The organism is Streptomyces sp. NPDC002566 (genome assembly GCF_042889585.1).
Classification (GTDB): Bacteria; Actinomycetota; Actinomycetes; order Streptomycetales; family Streptomycetaceae; genus Streptomyces.
In genome coordinates, this window is the sequence record NZ_JBIARD010000014.1 from 11,754 (window position 1) to 32,618 (window position 20,865).

Annotated in this window: 16 protein-coding genes and 1 pseudogene; 5 read left to right on the plus strand and 12 right to left on the minus strand. The window is 69.9% G+C overall.

Going from position 1 to position 20,865, the window contains the following annotated elements:
* Window positions 1–87: 87 nt before the first annotated feature.
* The 3 genes from ACFYXA_RS34490 to ACFYXA_RS34500 form a co-directional block, all read right to left on the minus strand.
* Entirely contained in the window at window positions 88–693 is a 606-nt protein-coding gene (locus ACFYXA_RS34490; protein ID WP_389040471.1) for a TetR family transcriptional regulator, read from the minus strand.
* Between the two features lie 133 nt (window positions 694–826).
* A complete protein-coding gene (locus ACFYXA_RS34495) occupies window positions 827–1,687 on the minus strand; it encodes a hypothetical protein (protein WP_389040474.1) in 861 nt (286 codons plus the stop codon).
* An 843-nt stretch (window positions 1,688–2,530) separates the two neighbouring features.
* Window positions 2,531–3,112 (minus strand): TetR/AcrR family transcriptional regulator, encoded by a 582-nt coding sequence (locus ACFYXA_RS34500; RefSeq protein WP_389040477.1) that lies wholly within the window; start codon window positions 3,110–3,112, stop codon window positions 2,531–2,533.
* Window positions 3,113–3,389: 277 nt separating this feature from the next.
* On the opposite strand from ACFYXA_RS34500, the gene ACFYXA_RS34505 reads away from it, so the two are divergent.
* Window positions 3,390–4,937, plus strand: a complete 1,548-nt coding sequence (locus ACFYXA_RS34505; RefSeq protein ID WP_389040480.1) for an MFS transporter — start codon at window positions 3,390–3,392, stop codon at window positions 4,935–4,937.
* A 234-nt stretch (window positions 4,938–5,171) separates the two neighbouring features.
* Here the strand turns inward: ACFYXA_RS34505 and ACFYXA_RS34510 are convergent, their stop codons facing one another.
* From ACFYXA_RS34510 to ACFYXA_RS34520, 3 genes are all read right to left on the minus strand, one after another.
* The gene (locus tag ACFYXA_RS34510) at window positions 5,172–5,843 is read right to left on the minus strand and encodes an enoyl-CoA hydratase-related protein (RefSeq protein ID WP_389040483.1); all 672 of its coding nucleotides are present in this window, start codon (window positions 5,841–5,843) and stop codon (window positions 5,172–5,174) included.
* Between the two features lie 57 nt (window positions 5,844–5,900).
* Entirely contained in the window at window positions 5,901–6,467 is a 567-nt protein-coding gene (locus ACFYXA_RS34515) for a winged helix-turn-helix transcriptional regulator (protein WP_389040486.1), read from the minus strand.
* Between the two features lie 261 nt (window positions 6,468–6,728).
* Window positions 6,729–7,004, minus strand: coding sequence for a hypothetical protein (locus tag ACFYXA_RS34520; RefSeq protein WP_389040490.1), 276 nt, complete (start codon window positions 7,002–7,004; stop codon window positions 6,729–6,731).
* A gap of 152 nt (window positions 7,005–7,156) precedes the next feature.
* Here ACFYXA_RS34520 and ACFYXA_RS34525 point away from each other — a divergent pair, with 152 nt between their 5' ends.
* Window positions 7,157–9,394, plus strand: a complete 2,238-nt coding sequence (locus ACFYXA_RS34525; RefSeq protein ID WP_389040493.1) for a LuxR C-terminal-related transcriptional regulator — start codon at window positions 7,157–7,159, stop codon at window positions 9,392–9,394.
* 254 nt (window positions 9,395–9,648) lie between these two features.
* Here ACFYXA_RS34525 and ACFYXA_RS34530 read toward each other — a convergent pair whose 3' ends face one another.
* Window positions 9,649–10,206 carry a CGNR zinc finger domain-containing protein gene (locus ACFYXA_RS34530; RefSeq protein WP_389040496.1) on the minus strand — a complete coding sequence of 186 codons (558 nt, stop codon included), beginning with the start codon at window positions 10,204–10,206 and terminating at the stop codon, window positions 9,649–9,651.
* A gap of 123 nt (window positions 10,207–10,329) precedes the next feature.
* Between ACFYXA_RS34530 and ACFYXA_RS34535 the strand changes: the two genes are divergently transcribed.
* Entirely contained in the window at window positions 10,330–11,229 is a 900-nt protein-coding gene (locus ACFYXA_RS34535; protein WP_389040499.1) for a DMT family transporter, read from the plus strand.
* A 301-nt stretch (window positions 11,230–11,530) separates the two neighbouring features.
* Here ACFYXA_RS34535 and istB read toward each other — a convergent pair whose 3' ends face one another.
* The 4 genes and pseudogenes from istB to ACFYXA_RS34555 all read right to left on the minus strand — a co-directional run bounded on the left by istB (window position 11,531) and on the right by ACFYXA_RS34555 (window position 15,917).
* Window positions 11,531–12,334 carry an IS21-like element helper ATPase IstB gene (gene istB / locus ACFYXA_RS34540; RefSeq protein ID WP_389040502.1) on the minus strand — a complete coding sequence of 268 codons (804 nt, stop codon included), beginning with the start codon at window positions 12,332–12,334 and terminating at the stop codon, window positions 11,531–11,533.
* Window positions 12,331–13,728 (minus strand): annotated as a pseudogene (istA, locus tag ACFYXA_RS34545) (IS21 family transposase). Before istA ends, istB begins: the two are co-directional and overlap by 4 nt.
* Before the next feature lie 443 nt (window positions 13,729–14,171).
* Window positions 14,172–15,302 (minus strand): FAD-dependent oxidoreductase, encoded by a 1,131-nt coding sequence (locus tag ACFYXA_RS34550; RefSeq protein WP_389040505.1) that lies wholly within the window; start codon window positions 15,300–15,302, stop codon window positions 14,172–14,174.
* Window positions 15,303–15,596: 294 nt separating this feature from the next.
* Window positions 15,597–15,917, minus strand: coding sequence for a WhiB family transcriptional regulator (locus tag ACFYXA_RS34555; RefSeq protein WP_389040602.1), 321 nt, complete (start codon window positions 15,915–15,917; stop codon window positions 15,597–15,599).
* Window positions 15,918–16,717: 800 nt separating this feature from the next.
* Here ACFYXA_RS34555 and ACFYXA_RS34560 point away from each other — a divergent pair.
* Entirely contained in the window at window positions 16,718–16,933 is a 216-nt protein-coding gene (locus ACFYXA_RS34560; RefSeq protein WP_389040508.1) for a hypothetical protein, read from the plus strand.
* A 406-nt stretch (window positions 16,934–17,339) separates the two neighbouring features.
* Here ACFYXA_RS34560 and ACFYXA_RS34565 read toward each other — a convergent pair whose 3' ends face one another.
* Complete coding sequence (locus ACFYXA_RS34565) at window positions 17,340–17,984, minus strand: hypothetical protein (protein WP_389040605.1); 645 nt, start codon at window positions 17,982–17,984, stop codon at window positions 17,340–17,342.
* A 544-nt stretch (window positions 17,985–18,528) separates the two neighbouring features.
* On the opposite strand from ACFYXA_RS34565, the gene ACFYXA_RS34570 reads away from it, so the two are divergent.
* On the plus strand, window positions 18,529–20,697 hold the full coding sequence (locus ACFYXA_RS34570) for an MMPL family transporter (protein ID WP_389040512.1): 2,169 nt from the start codon (window positions 18,529–18,531) through the stop codon (window positions 20,695–20,697).
* Window positions 20,698–20,865 lie beyond the last annotated feature (168 nt).

The following is a 20,865-nucleotide window of genomic DNA, read 5'->3' on the forward strand; positions in this document are numbered from 1 at the left end:
GTCCGGGCCGGGCGTCACGCCGTGCTTCACGCGGCCTACGGGCGGGCGGCGGCGTCCCGGATTGCGCCGGCTCCCGTCCCGGCTCTCTCATTCATCGGCGGATCGGGCCGGAGGGAGTAGTGCACCAAGTCCTGGAGCCAGGAGGCCGATGATCCGCTCGGAGTCCATGGCGGCCATCGGGTTCAGCCTGAGAACGTAACGGCTGGAGATCAGTCCGAGAGTCGTCGTCAGCACGGCCCCCGCTCGTTCTGCGGCGTTGGTTCCACCGATGTGTTCCGCCAGCCGGGCGGTCAGTTCCCGCTCGACGTACTCGCGGAACGCGCGCATGAGCGCCGGGTCCCGCTGGGCCTGGGTGACCAGGAGCGTCAGCGGACCACCGAGTTCCGGATCATCCCATACGGCCAGGACAGCCCGGATGATCCGTTCGGACATCTGCCCGGGATCACCCTCGAGCACGCGGGCCATCACCTGGCCCGGGCTGATCCCGAGCGCCATCGCCCCACCGAACAACCCTTGCTTGGAGCCGAAGTGATAGCTGATCAGGGCCGGGTCCACGCCGGCTGCCGAGGCAACGGCTCGCATCGTCGTCGCGTTGTAGCCGTGCCGCATGAACGCCGTCTTGGCCGCCGCCAGAATCCTCTCCTTGGCGTCGGAGCCTCCACGCGGACGTCCACGAGATTTATTCATCACCATTGAATATCACGGGTCCCCAGCCTCGTGCGGCACGCAGGTGCTCACACAGCCCAGGTCGCGCCTTGCCGGCACCCAGCGGGCGGCCGGGGGCGACGGCCGCGGCGGTGAGCGCCGCTGCCGCCGCCCTGCAGGCTCAGCGGGTGATGTCGACAAAGACCATGGGCCGGTCGGCGACGGTGTGGAACGCGGCCTCGTTGCGGCCCCACCAGTGACCGGTCGGCTTGCCGGTGAGGGCGTCGGCCTGGATGAAGATCGTTCCCCGGCCGGCACCGCTCCATTCCTTCGCGGTGAGTCCCGGAGAGCCCTCGACCCGGCTGTCCCGGAACGCCCAGTGCGTCGACGTCTTGGAGGAGAAGGCGACGCCGTGCGGGTTGGAGGTGCTGTCGGAGACCCTGACCGCGTACTCCTGGGTGGCGCTGTTGCCGTCGCGCTCGAACGGTGCCACGGACTGCACGACCATCATGTGCCCGGTAGCGTCCCCGTCCGAGCCGTCCAGGTACTTCACCGCGATGACGGAACCCGCATGCAGGTCGCTGACCCGCTGTGCGGAGGGGCGGCTGACGTGATCGCTCATGTCATCGAGCGCGCCGCCGGCGGAGGTGTCGGTGAAGGCGTCGTAGTACTGCTCCGAGGTCGGGCTGCGGAAGCCGATACCGGAGGTGAACCACGTGTCGGTGGCCCAGGAGTAGGCATGTTTCAGAGAGGCGGTGAGGAACTGCGCGCACTTGGCCTCGACCTGATAGGAGCTGGGATCGCCGGGCGTGCCCCAGACGACCGTGGCTGTGGCGGAGTCCGCGTGGGCGCCGGCACCGGGGTAGAAGTTCTCCGGGTCCTGTCCCGGCCAGCCCAGCGCCGCGAGTTGGTCGATGATCTCGTTCTCGGCGGCCACCAGAGGGGCGCCGTCTTCGATTCCGTCTGCCTGCGCCGCAGTGGGCATGACCGCCAGAACAACGGCTGCCGACACTGCGCCCAGGGAGCCTATGAGCTTGTTCATCGGGGTGATCTTCCTTCTTTCTGTGATGCTGTTCTGCCGGCGGAGTTGGCCATTGCCCGCGGGGCGGGTGGCCGGGGCACAGCCGGATGTCGTGCAGTGCTGCGGGCGGGATCCGCCACCGCGCGGCCCCGTGCAACGGGAACCGGCCGCCCTGCCGTCTCGGCGACCCGCTGACATCGGGAGCGGCCGGAGTCCGGGCCCCCGCGCTAAGAGGCGTTCCGGGCGGGCGGCCCTCTCTCACCGCGAACTTGCCCGCCTCTGGCACCGCTTGCTCGGGCAAGCGGGGCCAGTCAACCGTGAGCCGGGGAATCGGAGATGAGTAATGCCTGCCCATCCGGGCGGCCGGGGGCAGGCCATACGTCTCACAGGAGGTGCTGGCCCTGATCTCGGACATACGAGGTGCCGAGTCGGTCTGAAACGTGGATCGCGTGGTCCTGCAGCGTGGTTGCGCCGGGTCCGAGGTGGCCGCGGCCGCGCTGTGCCGATCACGTCCGGCGGCGACGTATCAGGGAGTTCGCCGCTGATCAGGCCCCACCGTGCAGCCGATGCCGGACCCGCCACCCGGATACGCGAGGTGCACCGCGTCGCGGACGGCACCCGGTGGCGCCCAGATCACCGCCGAAGTACGGGAGAGGGGCAAGCGTGTCACGACGAACGGGCGGCCGGTCATGCAGCGGGCCGGCCGACAGGACTGGACTGCGCGGGAAGCACGGTCCCGCCGTGAAGGCCGCCGCACAGGCAGGCGACCTGACCGCTCACGGCTTCAGCCCCGCGGCGGTGGACACGAGGTGGCCGGCGGCACCGCCTGGGGCTTTGACCGGTTCCGTCGTCTGATCTGCCTGTTCAATGGGCGGATGCCTGCGGTTCGAGGATGCTCCGGACGGCGGGCGTGTAGGCGGCGACGATCTCTTCAGGCGTCATGCGCACTACGGCTGGGATGCGCAGCAGATAGCGGGTGAGGGCGAGGCCGAGCAGCTGGGCGGAGACCAGCCCGACGTTGTCTTTGGTGGCGGGGCCCAGGGCCGGGGAGACCTGGGCGGCGAAGATCTCCCGCATGCGGCGTGCCGCCTGGTCGTTGGTGACGGCGGAGCGCAGAAGCAGCAGGAGCGCGTCGTCGGCGCCCTCGTGCTCCCAGCGGTGCAGGAAGTGCCGCACGAGGGCTTCGGCCCGTTCCTCTGCCGGGGTGGCGGACAGGTCGGGAAGGCGCAGGTCGATGTCGAGGGCGGCGTCGAAGAGCTGGGCCTTGCTGCCGTAGTAGCGCATGACCATGGAGGGGTCGATGCCCGCGTCGGCCGCGACGGCCCGGATTGTCGTGCGTTCGAAGCCCTGGGCGGCAAAGCGCTGGCGGGCGGCGTCGAGGATCGCTGTCCGGGTGCGGTCGGAGCGCCGGGGGCCGGGGGGAGCTTCTGTGCTGTCGGCTGTCATGCCAACAAATGTAGGCCATCGCTCGTTGACTTTCCATCCCCCTGGATGCGTTAATGTCAACGGGGGTTGGCCAACAAACGTTGACATAAGGCGTCTTCCCTGGTGCAGCCCGTTGCGGTGCCGGGGCGGCAGCGGTCTGCGCCGGTCCCCCTCACACTGCGCGCTCGCGCGTCATGACCTCTGCGCTGCTGCTGCGCCGTGCCTCCATGGCGGCTGCATCCGCCATGGATCCGTCCATCGCACCAGCGCACCTGTCCAGCGGGAAAGGACGCCTCTCATGAACCGAGGCCTCACAGAACAAGGTCACAAAGCGGTGCGTCACGGCGCAGTGCTGGCCGTCACATGCCTGGCTCTGGCAACCGTCGTCTCGGCGATGGCATCGCTGAATGTGGCCCTGCCCGACATCGCCCGTGAGACCCACGCGAGTCAGACGCAGCTGTCGTGGATCATCGACGCCTACAGTCTGGTCTTTGCCGCCCTTCTGCTGCTGGCGGCGACTCTGGGCGACCGGTTCGGCCGGCGCCGGGCCTTGCTGAGCGGCCTCGCTCTGTTCGCGGCCGGATCGGTCGCGGCCGCGTTCTCCTCGGAACCCGGGGTTCTCATCGCCCTGCGAGCTCTGCTGGGGGTGGCGGCTGCCTTTGTCATGCCCGCCACACTTTCGACCATCACCAGCACCTTTCCCCGTGAACAGAGGGCAAGTGCGGTCAGCATCTGGGCGGCCGTCGCGGGAGCGAGCGCCATATTGGGCCTGCTGGCTTCCGGCGCCGTGCTCGAAGCATGGTCCTGGCGATCTGTCTTCTGGGTGAACGTCGTTCTCGCGGTCGTGGCGTTCGTCGGCAGTTACGTCTTCGTGCCGGAGTCGGCCGAAGCGAACAAGCAGCGCGTCGACACCGTCGGCGCCACGCTCACGGTCGTCGGTCTGGGAATTCTGGTCTACTCGGTCATCCAGGCGCCCGAGCAGGGCTGGGCGAGCGCCCGCACCCTGATCGGCATCACGGCGGGATTCCTCGTGCTCGCCGGTTTCGTCGTCTGGGAGCTACGCCACCCCCACCCTCTGCTGGATCCCCGGCTCTTTTGCAACAAGCCGTTCGCCGCCGGGACTTTGTCGATCACCTTGCAGTTCTTCGCGTTCTTCGGGTTCATCTTCGTCGTCATGCAGTACCTGCAGCTCGTGCGAGGCGACAGCGCGCTGATCGCCGCCCTGAGTGTGCTGCCCATGCCCGCCGCCATGATTCCGAGCGCCCGGCTGTCCCCGAAACTGGCAGCACGCGTCGGCGCTCGCCGTCCCTGGATCGCAGGGCTGATAGCCGTCGCCGTCGGTCTGAGCCTGCTCGCCGAGCTCGACAAGACGAGCTCCTACTGGCTCATCGTGACGGGGCTCATTCCCCTGGGCGCCGGTATGGGCCTCGCCATGACGCCCGCCACCGCGGCCATCACCGACGCCTTGCCCTCCCGCCTGCAAAACGTGGGCTCGGCGGTGAACGACCTGTCCCGTGAACTGGGCGGCGCCCTGGGAATCGCCGTCCTCGGCAGTGCGCTGAACGCCGGCTACCGCAACACTCTCGACACCGAGGGGCTCCCGGCCCACGTGGCTGAGGCAGCTCGCTCATCCCTCGCCGCAGCCAACATCGTCGGCGCCAGGACAGGCGACGCCGCCCTGGTCAATCAGGCCCGCGATGCCTTCGCCTCCGGTCTGCACCTCGCTCTCGTCACCGGAGCAGGAGCAGCCCTCCTGGGTGCGGCATCGGTCGCTTTCCTCCTGCGGCGCTCCCCCGGCACCCGTGACAGCGCCGACGGTTTCGACGGCGCCGCCACGGAGGGATGACCGGCTGCCGCCCTCCTCCCCCGCGCTGCCTGTGCCCGCCTCGTGCCGGCACAGGCAGCGTCGTGCTCGGCCAAGGCCGTGAGGGCGGGACGGCGCATTGCGGCTTCTGCACGTCGCGGTCCCCCTCGCGGCTGACCGCACTGCGGCAGCCGGGGACGCGCTGCCGGTGTGCCCCGACCGGCGTTCCTTCGCCGAACGCCCCGCACCGGCCGCCGCGACGGCGTGTACGGCGCTTCATCTGAGGGGAAGGGTGGTGTCGCGCAACGCGGTCAGGGCCGGGGCGTACATGCGGGCCTTGATGGTGCCGAGGGTGACCCCCGCCCTGCTCGCCTGCGACCGGGCCAGTGCGATGGCCGCCGTACGCACTTCGTTCTCGGCGACCGCCCGGTCGACGATGCCGGCGGCCACCGCGTCGGCTCCGCCGTAGCGGTGCGCGGTGAGCATGGCCCGGTGCGCGGTGTGCGGGCCCAGCCGTGCCTGGATGAGTGCGGACATGCCGGGGCTGAAGGGGATGTCGATGTCCGCCTCGGGCAGGCACCAGTACCCGCGGTCTGCGCGCATGATGCGGAAGTCGTGCGCGAGGGAGAACATCGCTCCGGCCGCGAAGGCATGTCCCTGCAGAGCCGCGACGGTGATCACCGGCAGGGACAGCATGCGCGCGAAGAGCTCCTGGACGCATACGACGTAGCCGGGGTGCTCGTCCAGGTGGGCCAGCAGCCAGTCCAGGTCCAGGCCGTTGGAGTAGAACTTTCCCGTCGCGGTGGTCACCAGAGCGCGCGGGCCGGTCTCTTTCTCGACCTCGTCCAGTGCGGTGGCGACGGAGGCGAGCCAGTCGGGGTGGAAGCGGTTCTCTCCGTCTCCGAGGTCGAGAACGAAAACGTCGTCGTGACGATCGAGCGTGGGCATGTGGCTCCTTCGAGTGAGGCGGGGTCGGGTGTGAGGGGCGAGGTTGGTCGGGGCGCTCTACCGGTTTGCCAGGCGTGCCGCTCGCAGCGAGGCCCGGGCGCGCCTGCTGTCACGAAGCCCTCGCGGCGCCGGCCTCGCCGCCTGCTCGCCTTCCCGTCCTTCACGGACGTGCCCTCGATCAGCGGCGTGGGTGTGGCGCCAGCTGAGGCCAGGAACCTGAGCCGGGTGCCTCAGCGGTCTCCTGCGACCGGCCTTGGCCTCAGGGACGCCGGCGCAGAGGTGGTCCTCCGCCCACACGGTCAGAGCGGCCAGCGGGATGAGGAGGGCCTTACCGTGGGCGGAGAGCGCGTAGCGGGAACGTGAGGGCGTGTCCGGCGCGGCGGTTCGGGTCACGAGGCCGAGGGTGGTCATCTCCCGCAGGCGCCGGGTGAGCACGCCTTCGCTGAGACCGGAGAGGCGCTCGCACACCTGGGCGACATCGGCCGGGCCCCGGGCGAGAGCGGTGATGATCAGCCCGGTGCCGCGTCTGCCGAGCAGGGAGAAGGCCCGGGTGAGGGCCACCAGGGGTTCGGGGAGTTGCACAGGGTGGGGCTGATGCGGCGGCTGAGGATACGGCAGCGTCATGGCCGGTTCCTTCCTGGTATGTCGCTGAGGGCAGCGGGGTGCGGCCCTCGCGCCGTACGTCGTGGTGGCTGTCGGACGGTCGACGGTGGCCCTTCGCCGTGTCGCTGTGGGTGCCGCTGCTCGCCGTCTCTTCCTGGTCCGTGCCGGGCTTGCCGGTCCGGCGCAGCAGGAGGGCGACGACGACGGCCAGGACGGTGGTGGCTGCGCCGCTGAGGAGGGCGAGGTGCATGCCAGAGGCGAAGGCGTCGCGGGCCTCGTCGATCAGTGCGGGGTTGCTTGTGGCGTGTTGTGCGGGTTGCACGCCAGGACGCCGGCGGCGACAGCCCGTTCGGTGCCGGACATCGAGGTCCAGTCGTGCCAGAGGTCGTACGGATCACCGGATCCGGCACTGAAGGCACCGTTGGTGGCGACGCGGAGTCCGCCGACGCCCACGCCGAGGACTGCTCCCGAGCCGATGCCGAGGCCGACCGGTTCCAGCGCGTCCCCGCCGGTCACGGCTGTCTCTGGGGGTTCGTCTGGGACGGTGTGCGTGGCCATTGCGTCTCTCCCCTCGCGCGGCCCCGGATGGTGGCAGGAGCTTCGCGTGGGACAGGGTGCTCGCGCACCACCCCGCCGCGAGATGTACCCGGGGTGCCCGAGCTGGCAGAATCGACGCGGGTTGCGGTGCCAGGCCGCAGGTCGGGAGTGTCGTGACGTCGGACATACCTACGCGGCCCCTGCTGGCCGTGAAGCAGGTGATCCCGCCGGCCCGAGCCGGCGCGGTCCCGCGTGAACGCCTGCAGCGGCAGTTGCGTCTGGCCGGGACCCGGCTGACCGTGGTGGTGGCTCCCGCCGGCTGGGGCAAGACGAGTCTGCTCAGCGGCTGGGCGGCGGATCCCGAGGAGAAGCGCCGCATCGCGTGGGTCTCGCTCGACGAGAGCGACGACGAACCGGTCCGGTTCTGGAGCTACGTGCTCACCGCGCTGCACAACGCCGGCGACGCGATCAGCACGGGCCCGCTGCAGGCGCTGGACGCGGCCGCCGTCTCCCCGGTCGACCTCGCGCTGCCGATGCTGCTGAACGAGCTCGCCGCATCCGAGGTACCGCACGTATTGGTCCTCGACGACTACCACCTGCTCACCGAGCCTCGGATCCACGAGGCGGTCGAATACCTCGTCGCCTACCTGCCCGCCTCACTGCGGATCGTGATCGCCACGCGAACCGACCCGCCGCTGCCGCTCGCGCGGCTACGGGCCCGCGGCGACCTGACCGAACTGCGGGCGGCACAGCTGCGGTTCTCGCCGGACGAGGCGGCAGCCCTGGTGTCGGCAGTGTCAGGGCACGACCTCGACAAGAGCACGGCAGCAGCCATGTGGGAACGGACCGAAGGGTGGGCGGCGGGCCTGCAGCTGGTCGCCCTCGCGCTGCGCGCGAACCCGGCGAAAGCCCACGCCGACGACCGGCACCTGCTGGACTACTTCGCGGCCGAGGTACTGCCGGGCCTCGCACCGCGCCACCGCGACCTCCTCGTGCGGGCCGCGCCGCTCGAACGGCTCTCCGGTCCGCTGTGCGACGCCGCACTACAGGTGACCGGATCGGCCCAGGTACTGGCCGATCTCGTCAGGGCGGACCTGTTCATGGCCGCCCTGGACGACGAACAGCAGTGGTACCGGTGCCATCACCTGCTGCGTGAGGTCCTGGGACGCGAGGCCACCACGGACCCGCGGGAGGTCCTCGGCCACGCCGCGGCCTGGTTCACCGACCAGGACCGGATCGACGACGCGGTGCACCACCTGCTGCGCGCCGGCCGCGACAACGACGCCGCCGAGCTGATGCTGCGCAACGCGGAGACCTGGTTCTTCCCACGCGGGGCCGCCGCGACCTACCTGCGGTTCGGCGAGCGGCTGCCCCGCCGGGCGGTCGGCCCGGCGCTGGCGTTCTCGCTGGCCTACACGGCGGCGCTCTGCGGCGATCAAGCAGGGACGAACCGCTGGCTGGACGTCTGCGAGGCGAGTGGTGCCCCGGACACCGCCGTCCCCGGTTGGCACAGCTTCCGCAGTGCCGTGCTCTGTGTGCGTGCAGGCTTCGGCATGTCGGATGCCGAGGCCGCGCAATCCGTCGCCATGGTGCAGCAGGCGCTGGACGAGGAAACCGAAGCGGGCTCCGCCGGACATCCGACTACTCGGGCGGCGCTGGGGGCCATGCTGGCCCGCGACGGCCGCTTCGACGAGGCCGCGACTCTCCTGCTCCACCTGTGGTCGTCACCGCGCGACCGCAAGGCGTGGCCGCCGTCGCTCATGCTTCAGGGCGCCGGCACGCTGACGATCAGCCTCGCCGAAGCCGGCCACGGCGAAGACTGCGACCGGGTCCTGCGCGAGGCCCGTCCGCTCGCCGACGCCGTCGAGCGCGACGGGCGGGAGACGAGTACGCCGGGCCTGGCCCCGCTGCGCATCGCCCAGGCCAGACGCAGCTACCAGAACGCCGACATGGAGGGGGCCGCCGTCCTGCTGCGCCGCGCCGTCACCCTCGCCGAACTGCATCCGCGGCCGACCGTGCTGTTCCTCGGCCTGCTGTATCTCGCCGACGCCGAACTCGCCCTCGGGAACCGGCCCGCCGCCCGCGCCGCGCTGGCGCGGGCCCGCGAGGTGGTGGACGAGGAGCCGGTGAGCGGCTACGCGGTGCGGCGGCTGGAGGAGAGCGAGGCGCGGCTGGGCCGGGTCGGCACCCGCACCGCCGTACGCTCCGGTGCTCTCGCGGAGGAACTGACCGACCGCGAGCTGTCGATCCTGCGGGCGCTGCAGGGGTCGGCGACCCAGCGGGAGATCGGGGCGGCGCTGTTCCTGTCCATCAACACGGTCAAGGCATACAACAAGAGCCTGTACCGCAAGCTCGGCGTCGCGTCCCGCCACGACGCCGTCGCAGCTGCGCGCGATCTTGGCCTGATCTGAGGCCATCCGGGGTGTTCTTTCCGAGCGGGTGGTGCGCGGGCACCCGGCCACAGGTTTTCTGGACGGCATGACCTGGCTTTGGAGGTGAGAGCCGACACCGGTTGTCGACGACTTCGGGCAGCACTTGCCGATCACCGGACCGCTAAATGTTGATGAGAACTGACACCACCACTCTGCGAAGGGGTGTGCTGTGGGTGGGCGAGGCCAGCGGCGCCGTCTTGCCGTGGGAAGTGCAATGGCGGCGTCCCGGACGGTCACGTTCGACGGGTTTTCCGCGCAGTTGACGGCCGGGCGTCACCGTGGACCCGCTCGCGGTGACGTGCCACGGCGTCGTTGTTGGCGCAACGCACTGAGCAGTAGACGCGTCGGCCGTTGCGGGAGGTGTCGACGAACGCCAGACCGCAGTCGTGGCGCGCGCAGCGCCCCAGCCGTTCGGCGCTGGCGGAGCACACGACGTAGGCAAGTCCGGCTGCGGTGACGGCTCGGATGTGCGCGGCTGCGTCGGCGCCAGTGGCGCTGTAGTGCAGATGGGGTCTGCCGTCGTGCAGGGAGATCCGGGGACTGCTGGAGGCGTCGGCGAGAAGTGTGTTGACTGCCTGGCACCGCTCTTCGAGGTCCTGCGGCCCGAAGCAGGCGGCCAGGCGCCGGCTCCATGTCCAGATCGTCTCGGCCTGCGCGGCGGTAAGTGTGCGGTGCACCACGCCGTGCGTGGCGAGTAGTGATTCCAGGTGCTCAGGGGGTGGTGGCGCGGTCAGGTTGACCAGGTCCGCGGCCAGCCGGGCGGCCTCCCCGCCGTAATGGTTGAAATGCATAAGGCAATTACATCATCGTATGCGTCCGAGCCGTAGTGGTGCGCGGCGGCAGGCCGGGTGGCCAGCACGGTCGTCAGGCAGAGCCTGGCGGTGCCGACCACGGAGAGGACCCGGAGGAGCACGATGGTGAAGATCCCCCGCGCACCGTGGCAGGGCGCCGCGACGGCTCCGGCGTTGATGCTGGCTCAGATCGTCAGCCTTCAAGCGGGTTCGGCCGTGGCCAAGGACGCCTATGGGACAGTCGGCCCCACGGCGCTGGCCGGTATGCGGCTCTTCTTCTCGGCCGCGATCCTGTGGATACTGGTCCGGCCGCGGCTGCGGGAGGTCACGGCCGTGCAGTGGCGGGCGGCGATCTCACTTGGTCTGGTCTTCGCGGCCATGAACTTGGCGTACTTCCAGGCCATCAGCCGCCTGCCGATCGGGGTGGCCGCAACCTTGGAGCTGCTCGGGCCGCTCGCTTTGTCGATCGTTCTGTCCCGTCGGCTTGAGCACCTCGCGGTGGCGCTACTAGCGCTTGTGGGTGTACTCCTGCTGGCCACCCCGGGAGCCTCGCTCTCCGCCGCCGGGCTGCTGCTGGGGGGCGCTGCCGCGCTGTGCCGGGCCGGGTATGTGGTCCTGAGTCAGCGGGTCGGGCGCCTGTTCCCCGACTGGACTGGCCTGACCCTGGCGCTGACCTGCGGCGCCTGTATGCTGACACCGATCACCGCCGTCACAGACGGTGGCACGGTGGCGGCCCACCCTGCCGTCCTCGGCACCGGGCTCATGGTGGCCCTGCTGTCCTCCCTGATCCCGTACTCGCTGGATATGACGGTCCTGCGGCGCATCGATGTGCGCGCCTTCGGCGTGCTGCTCGCACTGAGCCCCGCCGTGGCGGCAGGGGTCGGTTTCGCCTTGCTGCGCGAGCAGCTCACAGTACGTCAACTGTGTGCCATGGCGCTGGTAGTCCTGGCCGGCGCCTGGTCGGTGCGCCGCGTCGCTCAGCGTGTCGGACCTGCCGATCGCTCCGGCGCTCGTCCCGAGTGAGCCCCGCCCAATGTAATGGTTGAAGTGCTTTAGACGGTGACGCCATGTTGGTGGAATGACTCCCGCATCCGCAGTGACGCCGTCGGACGATCGCTGCCCCGTCTGCCACAAGCCGACTCCGGCGGAAACGCAGTTGTGGACGCTAAGGTCCCGCCACCGCACATCTGAAGGTGAGGTCGAATACTGCGTCGGCGGCTGTGGCTGTCTCGTCATCCTGGTCAACGGCGAGATGATCAAGAGCCTCTCCGTCGACCTTCGGTAGCCCTTGCTGGAACTCCACCAGCAGGGCGCGGCATACGGGTCAGCCTGCGGTAGTGTCCTGAGCGGCGGCCCTGGCTTGGGTGAGGGCGAGGCGGTAGGAGTCGGTGCCGGTCTGGATCAGGTTTCCGCCGAAGGTGAGCCGGTCGACGATGGCCGCGCAGAGCCGAGGGTCGGTGAAGGTTTTGGTCCAGCCGCTGAAACTCTCGTTCGAGGCGATGGCGACGCTGTTCTTCTCCTCGCGCTCGGTCAGAACCTGGAACAGCAGCTCAGCGCCCCTGCGGTCGAGTTCCATGTAGCCCAGCTCATCGATGCAGAGAAGATCGACTCGGCCGTAGCGGGCGATGGTCTTGGTCAGCACCTTCTCGTCCGCGGCCTCGACCAGCTCGTTGACGAGTTTGGTGGCGAGTGTGTAGCGGACCCGGTAGCCGGCCATCGCGGCTTCGGTGCCCAGCGCGATCAGCAGGTGCGACTTGCCGGTGCCGGAGTCGCCGATCAGGCAGAGCGGCAGGCCCTTCTTGACCCACTCGCAGGTCGCCAGGGTGTGGATGACCGCCGGGTCCACGCTGGCGTTCGCCTCGAAGTCGAAGGCCCGCAGTGATTTCTCGCGTGGGAACTGGGCGGCCTTGATCCGCCGTTCCGAACGGCGGCGGGCCCGGTCGTCGCATTCGGCCATCAGCAGTTCGGCGAGGAAGCCGCGATACGACATCTGGTCACGGGCGGCGGCCTCGGCGAGCTCGGGGAACTGGGCCCGGATGGTTGGCAGCCGCAGCATCCGGCATGCCTGGTCGACGGCAGCGTCGGCGGCTTGTTCGGTCAGCCCACGGTGGCGTTTGAACGTCGTCATGGCGTTTCTCCCTCGACGGCGGATCGGTCCGGCCGCTGCTTCGGTCGCAGCAGCTGGTCGTAGGCCGCGACCGAGGGCAGCGGCCGGTTGTCGGGCGGCAGGTGGGCCAGGCGCCGTTCGGTCAGGAACGTCACACTCGCCCGGTCCGGCTCCGGAGCTGCCGTCGTGACCGGCGCATCGTCGGCCTCGGCGGCCTTGCGGGCCTCCAGCGCGACCGCGGAGCGGGCCTGTTCCAGCGCGGTCGCACCAGGGAAGGCGCCGGGCTTGCGGACCAGGGCCTCCAGGTAGTGGTCCAGTTCCAGGCGGGCCTGGCCCTTGGCGATGAGCCGCTCGTGCCGGGCGACTTCCTTGCGGCCGTCGTAGACGACGACTTCGGAGGCGTGCAGTATCACCCGAACGGTGCGGCCGATCAGTCCCACCGGCACCGAGTAGCGGTTCGTGCGGACACTGACCTGCGCGTATCGGTCCACCCGAAGGCTGAACAGCCGACCGGTCTCGAACGGCTGGTCGGGCAGCGGCTGCAGCAGCGGGCGTTCGACGGCGAAGTACTCGCCGATCGTCCTGGGCCGCGACCGGATGCGGCGGTCATCGTCCTCGGCATCCCACCGCTCCACCATCGCGTTGAGTTCGGCGAGGGAGTCGACTTCCGGGACAGGGACCAGGTGGTTCCGACGGAACCAGCCGATCTGGCCTTCCACCCCTCCCTTCTCATGTGCTCCTTCGAGGCCCGGGCGGCAGTACATGCTTTCGATGCCGTAGTGCGAACGGAACGCGGTCCACCGCTCGTTCTCCACCCGCGCTCTCGACAGGCCCAGCACCCGGGCGACCGCGGCCCGCAGGTTGTCATAGCGCACCTTGCCGCAGGGGACGCCGCCCAGCACGCTGAGAGCGTGGACGTGGCCTTCGAAGAACGCCTCCTGCCCGCACGAGGCGAAGATGCGGTGCACCGCCTTGCCGGAGTACGACAAGCGCATCGAAAACAGGTAGACCTTGACCTGCTCGCCAGCCAGACGGATTCACGTCGCCGAAGTCGACCTCGGCTTCCGCCCCCGGCATGTGGGTCTGGGGATGAACGCGTTCAGCGGCCCGCGTCCCGCCTCGATCCGTATCTGCGGCCGGCGAACAGCGACATAGGCCCGCACCATCGGATAGGTCACCTCCACCGCACCGTGCTCGTCCAGCAGCCGGTCGAAGATCCGCTTGACGGTGTGCCGCTGCTTGCGCGGCGCGTCCAGATCCGCCCGCAGCATCTGGTCGATGGCCGGCTTGAAGGCGTCGAGCCGCGTCTTGCGGGGCGGCAGCTGCTTGCGCGGCTCCGGCCAGACGGACTCCATGGCCGCCTTCACCGTCCGGAAGCCCACCCCGTACTTGCGCTACAAGGCCCGGTTCGACATCCCCGCCCGGGCATCGCGGCGTATCGCCGCGTACAGATCGACCTTGGACTTCGGTGGCACCGGCGCCCCCTCACCACGCAGAGCACTCCCAGCGTCCCACCGCAAGCCCCCAAGTGGTGTCAAAACTCGGCGATATCACTCTCCGCCAACACCGGGCGGTGTCGCCGCCGATCGACAACCGGTGTCAGGACTCACCGATAAAGCCACGCGGCGGACCTGCCGCGGCGGGAGTCCCACGACATACCGGTGGGCGGCATCCGGGTGAGAAGGACTTCGCCGACCCGAACGGCAGTGGGGCACCACGTGCTTCCCGGTGTCCGCCGATGCCGCCACGGGCTTGCGGGCACGCGCGACGGCTGCTCGGTGCGGCGCACGTTCCTTCTTCCTGTGCCGGCGCGTCGGCACAGCCCGTTCACCGTGAACGGCGGCGAGGAGGGCGATGTCTAGCGGTAGTTGAGCTCGGCAAGCTCGGTGGCGAGCTTCCTGGGCATCGGGGTATGCCCCAGCAGAGGCAGTGCGAGGTTGCGGACACTGCGGGCCACGGAGCTGCGCGTGGTGGCCACACGGGTCATCCGGTGGGTGAAGGCGACCACCCGCTGGGCGACGGGACGGCGTTGCGCCTCGTAGCCGTCGAGCCGGCCGGTGGCGAGCGCCCGGCCCAGGGCGTAGCCGTCCTGGATGCCGGTGTTCATCCCCTGCCCGCCGGCGGGGCTGTGCACATGGGCGGCGTCGCCGGCCAGCAGCAGACGGCCGGCGCGGTAGCGGTCGGCGACCCGGTGGTGCACCCGGAACCGTGACGACCATGCCATACCGGTGACCTGGGCCTGGCCGGGGGCGCGCTCGTCGAGCAGCTTCTGGACGAAGGCGATGTCCGGTGCGGCGGGCGCGTCGTCCACGGTGGCGACGACCCGGTAGTGGCCGCCGGGAAGCGGGGCGACGACGGCGAGCCCCAAGGTGCCGAAGGTAAGCGAGACTTCGTCCGGTCCCGGGACCCAGTCCATCACCACGTCGGCGAGGACGAAGGACTCGGCGTAGGCGTTGCCGGTGAAACCGATGCCCGCCGCCTCACGCACGGTGCTGTGCATGCCGTCGGCGCCGACGACGTGGGCGGCGCGCAGTGTCTCGCCTGTGGTCATGGTGAGCGTCACGCCCTCCTCGTCCTGGACGACGGAGGCGACCTCGTAGGGGCGGTGCACGTCCCCGCCGAGCGCCCGCAACCGGTCCAGCAGCACGCTCTCGGTCTCGTACTGCGGAACCATCAGCGTGTACGGATGGGGCGTGGGCAGCTGGTCGAACGGCACGGTCAGCAGTCGGCGCGCGCCGTCGCGGACGGCGAACCGGGTGACCTTGATGCCTCGCGCGATCAGCGCCTCGGAGGCCTCCAGCTCGTCCAGGACCTCCAGCGTGCGGGCATGCACCACGGCGGCGCGCGACGTGTTGGCACCCTCCGTCAGCTTGTCCAGGACAACGAAGTCGATGCCTGCGGAGGCGAGTGTGACGGCGAGGGCGAGACCGGCCGGTCCGGCACCGACGACGGCGACTTCGGTGCGGGCGGGAAGTGTGGTGGCGTTCATGGCGGAGCCTTCCGTTTCTGATCCGGGAAGTAGGTCAACAAGCGTTGGCCGACGCTCGTTGACAGGATGCTCGAATTTCCAGCGAGAGTCAACACGTGTTGGCCCACACTTGTTGGCGCGAAGGATCGGGGCCCCGCAGTGGCACTGGGATCGAGGGATGGCTGGTGGGTGGCACCGAGATGCACGGGCTGCGGGCGGACTGCTCGCGCAACGGCCGGCAGAGCACACCGAGACAGAGTCCGACGGCCGCCTCACCAACCACGGGACCCCGACAGCACTCGATCTGCCTGGGGTTCATCCGTCTGCTGCCCAGCCCGCCCCGGAGGCTGGAAGGGGCCTGGCGCGTCCCGGTTCGGTTCGGCCGCGCCTCCTCCTCGTCGCGTCATACCCGGCGGTTCGGAGCAGCTCCACGCGTTCCTCCTCGCCGGTTCCGCCCCACACACCCGACGTCTGTGCGGTGCCGAGGGCATAGGACAGGCACTCGGAGCTCACCGGGCAGCGGGCGCAGACGCGTTTGGCGGCAGCGGCCTCCCGCAGCGCCGGCCCGATCGTGCTCACGGGGAAGAACAGGTCAGGGTCCTCGCCCACGCAGGCGGCGGCGCGCAACCACTCCATCTCACTCCGCGGCATTGCTTTGCCTTCTTTGCTGTAGAACGCGTGGCTGCGGCATTCCCGGCCTTCACCGACCGTGCGTTTCACGCTCACGGCGGCCATGAGGGTGGTGACTGTCGAGCTTCGAGCTGTCGAGCCGATGCCCAGGCCAGCCGGCTTCAGGGCGGCCCCGCGGGTCACGGCTGTCTCTGAAGGGGTCGTCCGGGACGGTGTTTCAGCCATTGTGTCCCTCCTGTCGCGCCCCGGTTTGTGGCAGGAGACTCGCGTCACACGGGGTGTTCGCGCACCACCCCGCCCCAAGACCTACCCGGGGTGCCCGACTGGCAGAATCGGCGCCGGGTTGCGGTGCCGGTTCGCAGGCCGGGAGTGCCGTGACATCGGACAGGCCTATGTGCTGGTTCTCGACGACTACCACCTGCTCACCGACTCCCGGATCCACGATGCGGTCGCTTACCTGGTCGCCCACCTGCCCGCATCGCGTGGGTCTCGCTCGACGAGAGCGACGACGAACCCGTCGCGACCTGACCGAACTGCGCGCGGCGCAGCTGCAGTTCCCGCCCGGCGAATGAGCCTCTCACCGCGCTGCACAACGCCGGCGACGCGATCAGCACGGGCCCGCTACAGGCGGGTCCCGCCGGCCCGGGCCCGGTTCTGGAGCTACGTCTCTACCGCAAACTCGGCGTCGCCTCCCGGCACGACGCCGTGACAACGTCATGCGAACTCGGCCTGATCTGATCCCACCCCGGGTGTCTTTGCCTCGCGGGTGGTGCGCGCGCCCACGGGCGACGGGTTTCCTGTCCGGCATGGCCCCCACCCGCTACGAGCTGACCCTGCGCGCACCGATCGCCCGCACCCTGCTGGACGTGATCCGGACCAGGTTCGACCATGTGTCCACGCCTGGCGAGGACGGCACCGTGCTGATCGTCGAGAACATCGACCAGGCATCGGTGCGCGCCCTGCTGATCCTGCTCTGGGACACCGGCCACGACGTACTGGCCTTCCAGGAGACAAGGGCCTGAGACGTCCACCGACATGCGTGATGGCCTCGGGCGTGCGGCTGTCACCGGTTGACGTGCGGCACGACCTCGCTGTCGCCGCGGGTGGCGGACCGATGCCGGAGGGCGGTCGGCCGGTTGCGACCGCGGCCGGCCTCGCCGGTGCGGTCGGCTGCGGCAGAGGCTTGCGGTCTACGGCACGCCAAGGCCTTTGTCATCTCCTTGCGCGAAGTGCCTTCCGCGCCCGCACACGGGGCCCGCAGAGCCAGCATCACCGGCCGGCCCCTGCATCGTTGACTCCCCCGGCCTCCGCGCGAAAGCGTGTCGCACCCTCCGGGTACAGGACTGCCGCTCACGCCGGGGACACCGCGCGCGAAGGACGGAAGACCCGGGGCCGGACCCGGTACGCCGGCCACCGCCACGGAAGCGATCAAGACACTCGGGTGAACCCCTCGCACAGCGACTGGTCCGGACGAACGCCCGTCCCGCTGACGCTGGTTATTCCGGTCGGCATCGTGGCCGCCCTCGCGCCATGCAAGATGACTCGCTCGCTCACCGGCTGCGGGGTCGTCGGCCACGGCGCAGTCGCGATGGACCAGGACGCGGCCTCGCTCGCTTCCTGGACCCCCGCCGGGCTGCTCTCCTGCACGGTGGTCGAACTGCCGGCGAAGACGATCAGGCGCAGAACGAGGAACCGCCCGATTCCGGCGAGCCCTGAAGCACTGAGATAGACGGCCTGCTCGCTCAGCGTCCCGGCCGACGGCTGTATGAGGTGCAGGACGAACATCGCCGCGCACGTCACTGTGTAGGCGGCCAAGGCCGACCCGGCGGACTGCCAGTGCCGGCGCCATCCGGCATGCCGCCCGGCCTTGAAGGTGAAGCGCGCGTGGAGTTCTGTGCACAGGATGGTGGAACCTGCGGTGACCAGTGCGTTCGCCGACGCCCAGGGCATCAGCGTGGCCAGCAGTGCCACGGCCGGCCCGGAAGCGAGTCCGACACCGCCGCCGCACAGGACGAACCGGGAGAAGGAGGTGAGCGGGCCGGGAGCGGCTGCGGTCCGGCGCGCCTCGTCCATGGTGGCTTCTGCCCGGCCGGTGCGCTGCGCCTCGTACACCGCACCGGGCTTCGAGGGGAGCAGCGACTTCATGGCGGTTGTCCTTCCGGGCCGGGGCACACCGGTCTCCGGGCCGGGCGCAGAGCAGAGTGCCAACAAGCGTTGGCCACTATTTGCTGACAGAGTGCCCACCCCCGATCGGAAAGTCAACACCGGTTGGCCTACATCTGTTGGCGTGATGTGGAGGCCGGAGAACCCACTGCCTCCGGCGCTCCGACCGCACCCGGGTCCTCTTTCTCTTCGGCCGGCCGTGAGGGCCGTTCACCGCCCTGCTATCGCGCAGGGGCCAGGGCATCATGATCCGCCGTCAGGTCCGCCGGCGAACCTTCCGTACTCCGCGGGGATATGGGCATCGTCTACTCATGTGAGGGGCTTGGAGCCGCAAGGACGATGAGTACCCGAGAGGACCCGCACCCGAGGTGCGGCGCAGTTCTCTGACCTGAGTGGTCAAGGAGGCAGGCCGACCCTGTTCCTCTCGTCCCCCTCAATGAAACAGGGAGCCCTCGTGGCCTCGATTCTCTACAGACTCGGGCGGCTGGCCTTCCGTCGCCGCAAGCGGGTAGTCCTCATCTGGCTGGCCCTCCTGGCGCTCGCCGGTTTCGCCGCGGCGTCCGCGCCGGCGGCCACCTCGTCGTCCTTCTCCGTTCCCGGCACGGAGGCCCAAAGGGCCTTCGACCTGCTGGAGGAGCGTTTCCCCGGTGGCAGTGCCGACGGTGCCACCGCCCGCATCGTCTTCAAGGCGCCCGACGGCGCGAAGATGACGGACGCCGGCTTCAGAGCCGAGGTCACCGGCGTGGTCGCCGCGCTGAAGTCCGGCTCCCGGCAGGTCGCCTCCGTCACCGACCCTTACACGACGCAGGCTGTGTCGAAGGACAGCTCGACGGCGTACGTGTCCGTCACCTACCGGGTCGGTTCCATGGAACTCACCGACGACACCCTCCACGCCCTGAAGAAGGCCGGCGCACAGGCCCGGCATGACGGGCTCACCGTCGAGATCGGCGGCGACGCGCTGCAGGCCACGCCGGAGACGGGTGCCGGGGAGATCATCGGCGTGGTGATCGCCGGGGGGGTCCTGGTCGTCACCTTCGGGTCGCTGATCGCCGCGGGTCTGCCGCTGCTCACCGCGCTCGTCGGCGTGGGCATCGGCATTTCCACGATCACGGGACTGGCCGCCGCCCTCGACCTGGGCACGACCACCTCGACGCTCGCCATGATGATCGGCCTCGCGGTCGGCATCGACTACGCGCTGTTCATCGTCTCCCGCTACCGCTCAGAACTCACCGAGGGACGCGAGAAGGAGGAGGCCGCCGGACGGGCCGCCGGCACTGCGGGCTCGGCCGTGGTCTTCGCCGGCCTGACCGTGGTCATCGCCCTGGTGGGCCTGGCCGTCGTCAACATCCCCCTGCTCACCAAGATGGGCGTCGCCGCGGCCGGCACCGTCGTCCTCGCGGTGCTCATCGCTCTCACCCTGATTCCGGCCCTGCTGGGCTTCGCCGGTGACCGTGTCCTCGGCCGCAAGGCCCGCCGGGGCAGGGCCGCAGTCCCGCCCAAGCCGAACAGGGGCGCCCGCTGGGCACGTCTGGTGCTCCGCCACCCGGTCGCCGTCCTGCTCATCGGCGTCGTCGGCCTCGGCACGATCGCCCTACCGGCCGCCTCGCTGGAGGTCGGGCTGCCCGACGACGGCTCGCAGCCCGTCAGCACCACCCAGCGCAAAGCCTACGACCTGCTCTCCGACGGCTTCGGCCCCGGCTTCAACGGACCGCTGACGGTCGTCGTCGACGGCAACAAAGCCGAGGCCGACCGGGCGATCACGCTCATCCGGAGTCTCCACGGCACGGCGGCCGTCACCGAGCCGACCCCCAACAAGGCCGGCGACACAGCCATGATCACGGTCATCCCGAAGGACCGGCCGTCCTCACTCGCGACCGAAAACCTGGTCCACGAGATCCGGGACAAGACCAGCGACCACGTCTACGTCACCGGCGCGACCGCACTGAACACCGACTTCTCGCAGAAGATGAGCGACGCACTGCTGCCCTATCTCGCACTGGTCGTCGGCCTCGCCTTCCTCCTGCTGATGGTGGTGTTCCGCTCACTGCTCGTGCCGCTCAAGGCAGCGCTCGGCTTCCTGCTCTCGGTCGTCGCCGCGCTCGGCGCCGTCGTGGCCGTCTTCCAGTGGGGCTGGCTCGGCTCGCTGTTCGGCGTCGAGCAGACCGGCCCGGTCATGTCGATGATGCCGATCTTCATGATCGGCGTGGTCTTCGGCCTCGCCATGGACTACGAGGTCTTCCTGGTCACGCGGATGCGAGAAGCCTTCGTCCACGGCCAGCAGCCCCAGAACGCCATCGTCACCGGCTTCCGGCACAGTGCCCGCGTGGTGATCGCGGCGGCGGTCATCATGATCGCGGTCTTCGCGGGCTTCATCGGCTCCAGCGAGCAGATGATCAAGATGATCGGTTTCGGACTCGCGATCGCGGTGTTCTTCGACGCCTTCGTGGTCCGCATGACGATCGTTCCGGCCGTGCTGGCTCTGCTGGGCCGGCGGGCCTGGTGGCTGCCGCGCCGGCTGGAGCGGAGTCTGCCCAACGTCGATGTGGAGGGCGAGCAGCTCGACAAGGAACTGTCCCAGAGCCCGAGCGGTTCGGACCAGGACCGCGGACTGATCCCCGTCTGAACCAGGGACGATCCGGAAAAGATTCGGGGCTCTGTCGGGGCGGTCGGCGGCGCCGCACACGCCCGGGCATCATCTGCTCGCGGCGCGCCCCGAAGGCGGCGGCCCGTGGGGACGAGACCGCCGCTGGAAAGGATGGCCGTGCTGTCGCTGCAGACAGCACGGCCATCA

Bases quoted from the DNA above. Each gene is read 5' to 3' on its own strand.
- ACFYXA_RS34490 (WP_389040471.1), bottom strand. From the start codon at position 693: ATGGTGATGAATAAATCTCGTGGACGTCCGCGTGGAGGCTCCGACGCC.
- ACFYXA_RS34495 (WP_389040474.1), bottom strand. From the start codon at position 1,687: ATGAACAAGCTCATAGGCTCCCTGGGCGCAGTGTCGGCAGCCGTTGTT.
- ACFYXA_RS34500 (WP_389040477.1), bottom strand. From the start codon at position 3,112: ATGACAGCCGACAGCACAGAAGCTCCCCCCGGCCCCCGGCGCTCCGAC.
- ACFYXA_RS34505 (WP_389040480.1), top strand. From the start codon at position 3,390: ATGAACCGAGGCCTCACAGAACAAGGTCACAAAGCGGTGCGTCACGGC.
- ACFYXA_RS34510 (WP_389040483.1), bottom strand. From the start codon at position 5,843: ATGCCCACGCTCGATCGTCACGACGACGTTTTCGTTCTCGACCTCGGA.
- ACFYXA_RS34515 (WP_389040486.1), bottom strand. From the start codon at position 6,467: ATGACGCTGCCGTATCCTCAGCCGCCGCATCAGCCCCACCCTGTGCAA.
- ACFYXA_RS34520 (WP_389040490.1), bottom strand. From the start codon at position 7,004: ATGGCCACGCACACCGTCCCAGACGAACCCCCAGAGACAGCCGTGACC.
- ACFYXA_RS34530 (WP_389040496.1), bottom strand. From the start codon at position 10,206: ATGCATTTCAACCATTACGGCGGGGAGGCCGCCCGGCTGGCCGCGGAC.
- ACFYXA_RS34535 (WP_389040499.1), top strand. From the start codon at position 10,330: ATGGTGAAGATCCCCCGCGCACCGTGGCAGGGCGCCGCGACGGCTCCG.
- istB (WP_389040502.1), bottom strand. From the start codon at position 12,334: ATGACGACGTTCAAACGCCACCGTGGGCTGACCGAACAAGCCGCCGAC.
- ACFYXA_RS34550 (WP_389040505.1), bottom strand. From the start codon at position 15,302: ATGAACGCCACCACACTTCCCGCCCGCACCGAAGTCGCCGTCGTCGGT.
- ACFYXA_RS34555 (WP_389040602.1), bottom strand. From the start codon at position 15,917: ATGGAGTGGTTGCGCGCCGCCGCCTGCGTGGGCGAGGACCCTGACCTG.
- ACFYXA_RS34560 (WP_389040508.1), top strand. From the start codon at position 16,718: ATGGCCCCCACCCGCTACGAGCTGACCCTGCGCGCACCGATCGCCCGC.
- ACFYXA_RS34565 (WP_389040605.1), bottom strand. From the start codon at position 17,984: ATGGACGAGGCGCGCCGGACCGCAGCCGCTCCCGGCCCGCTCACCTCC.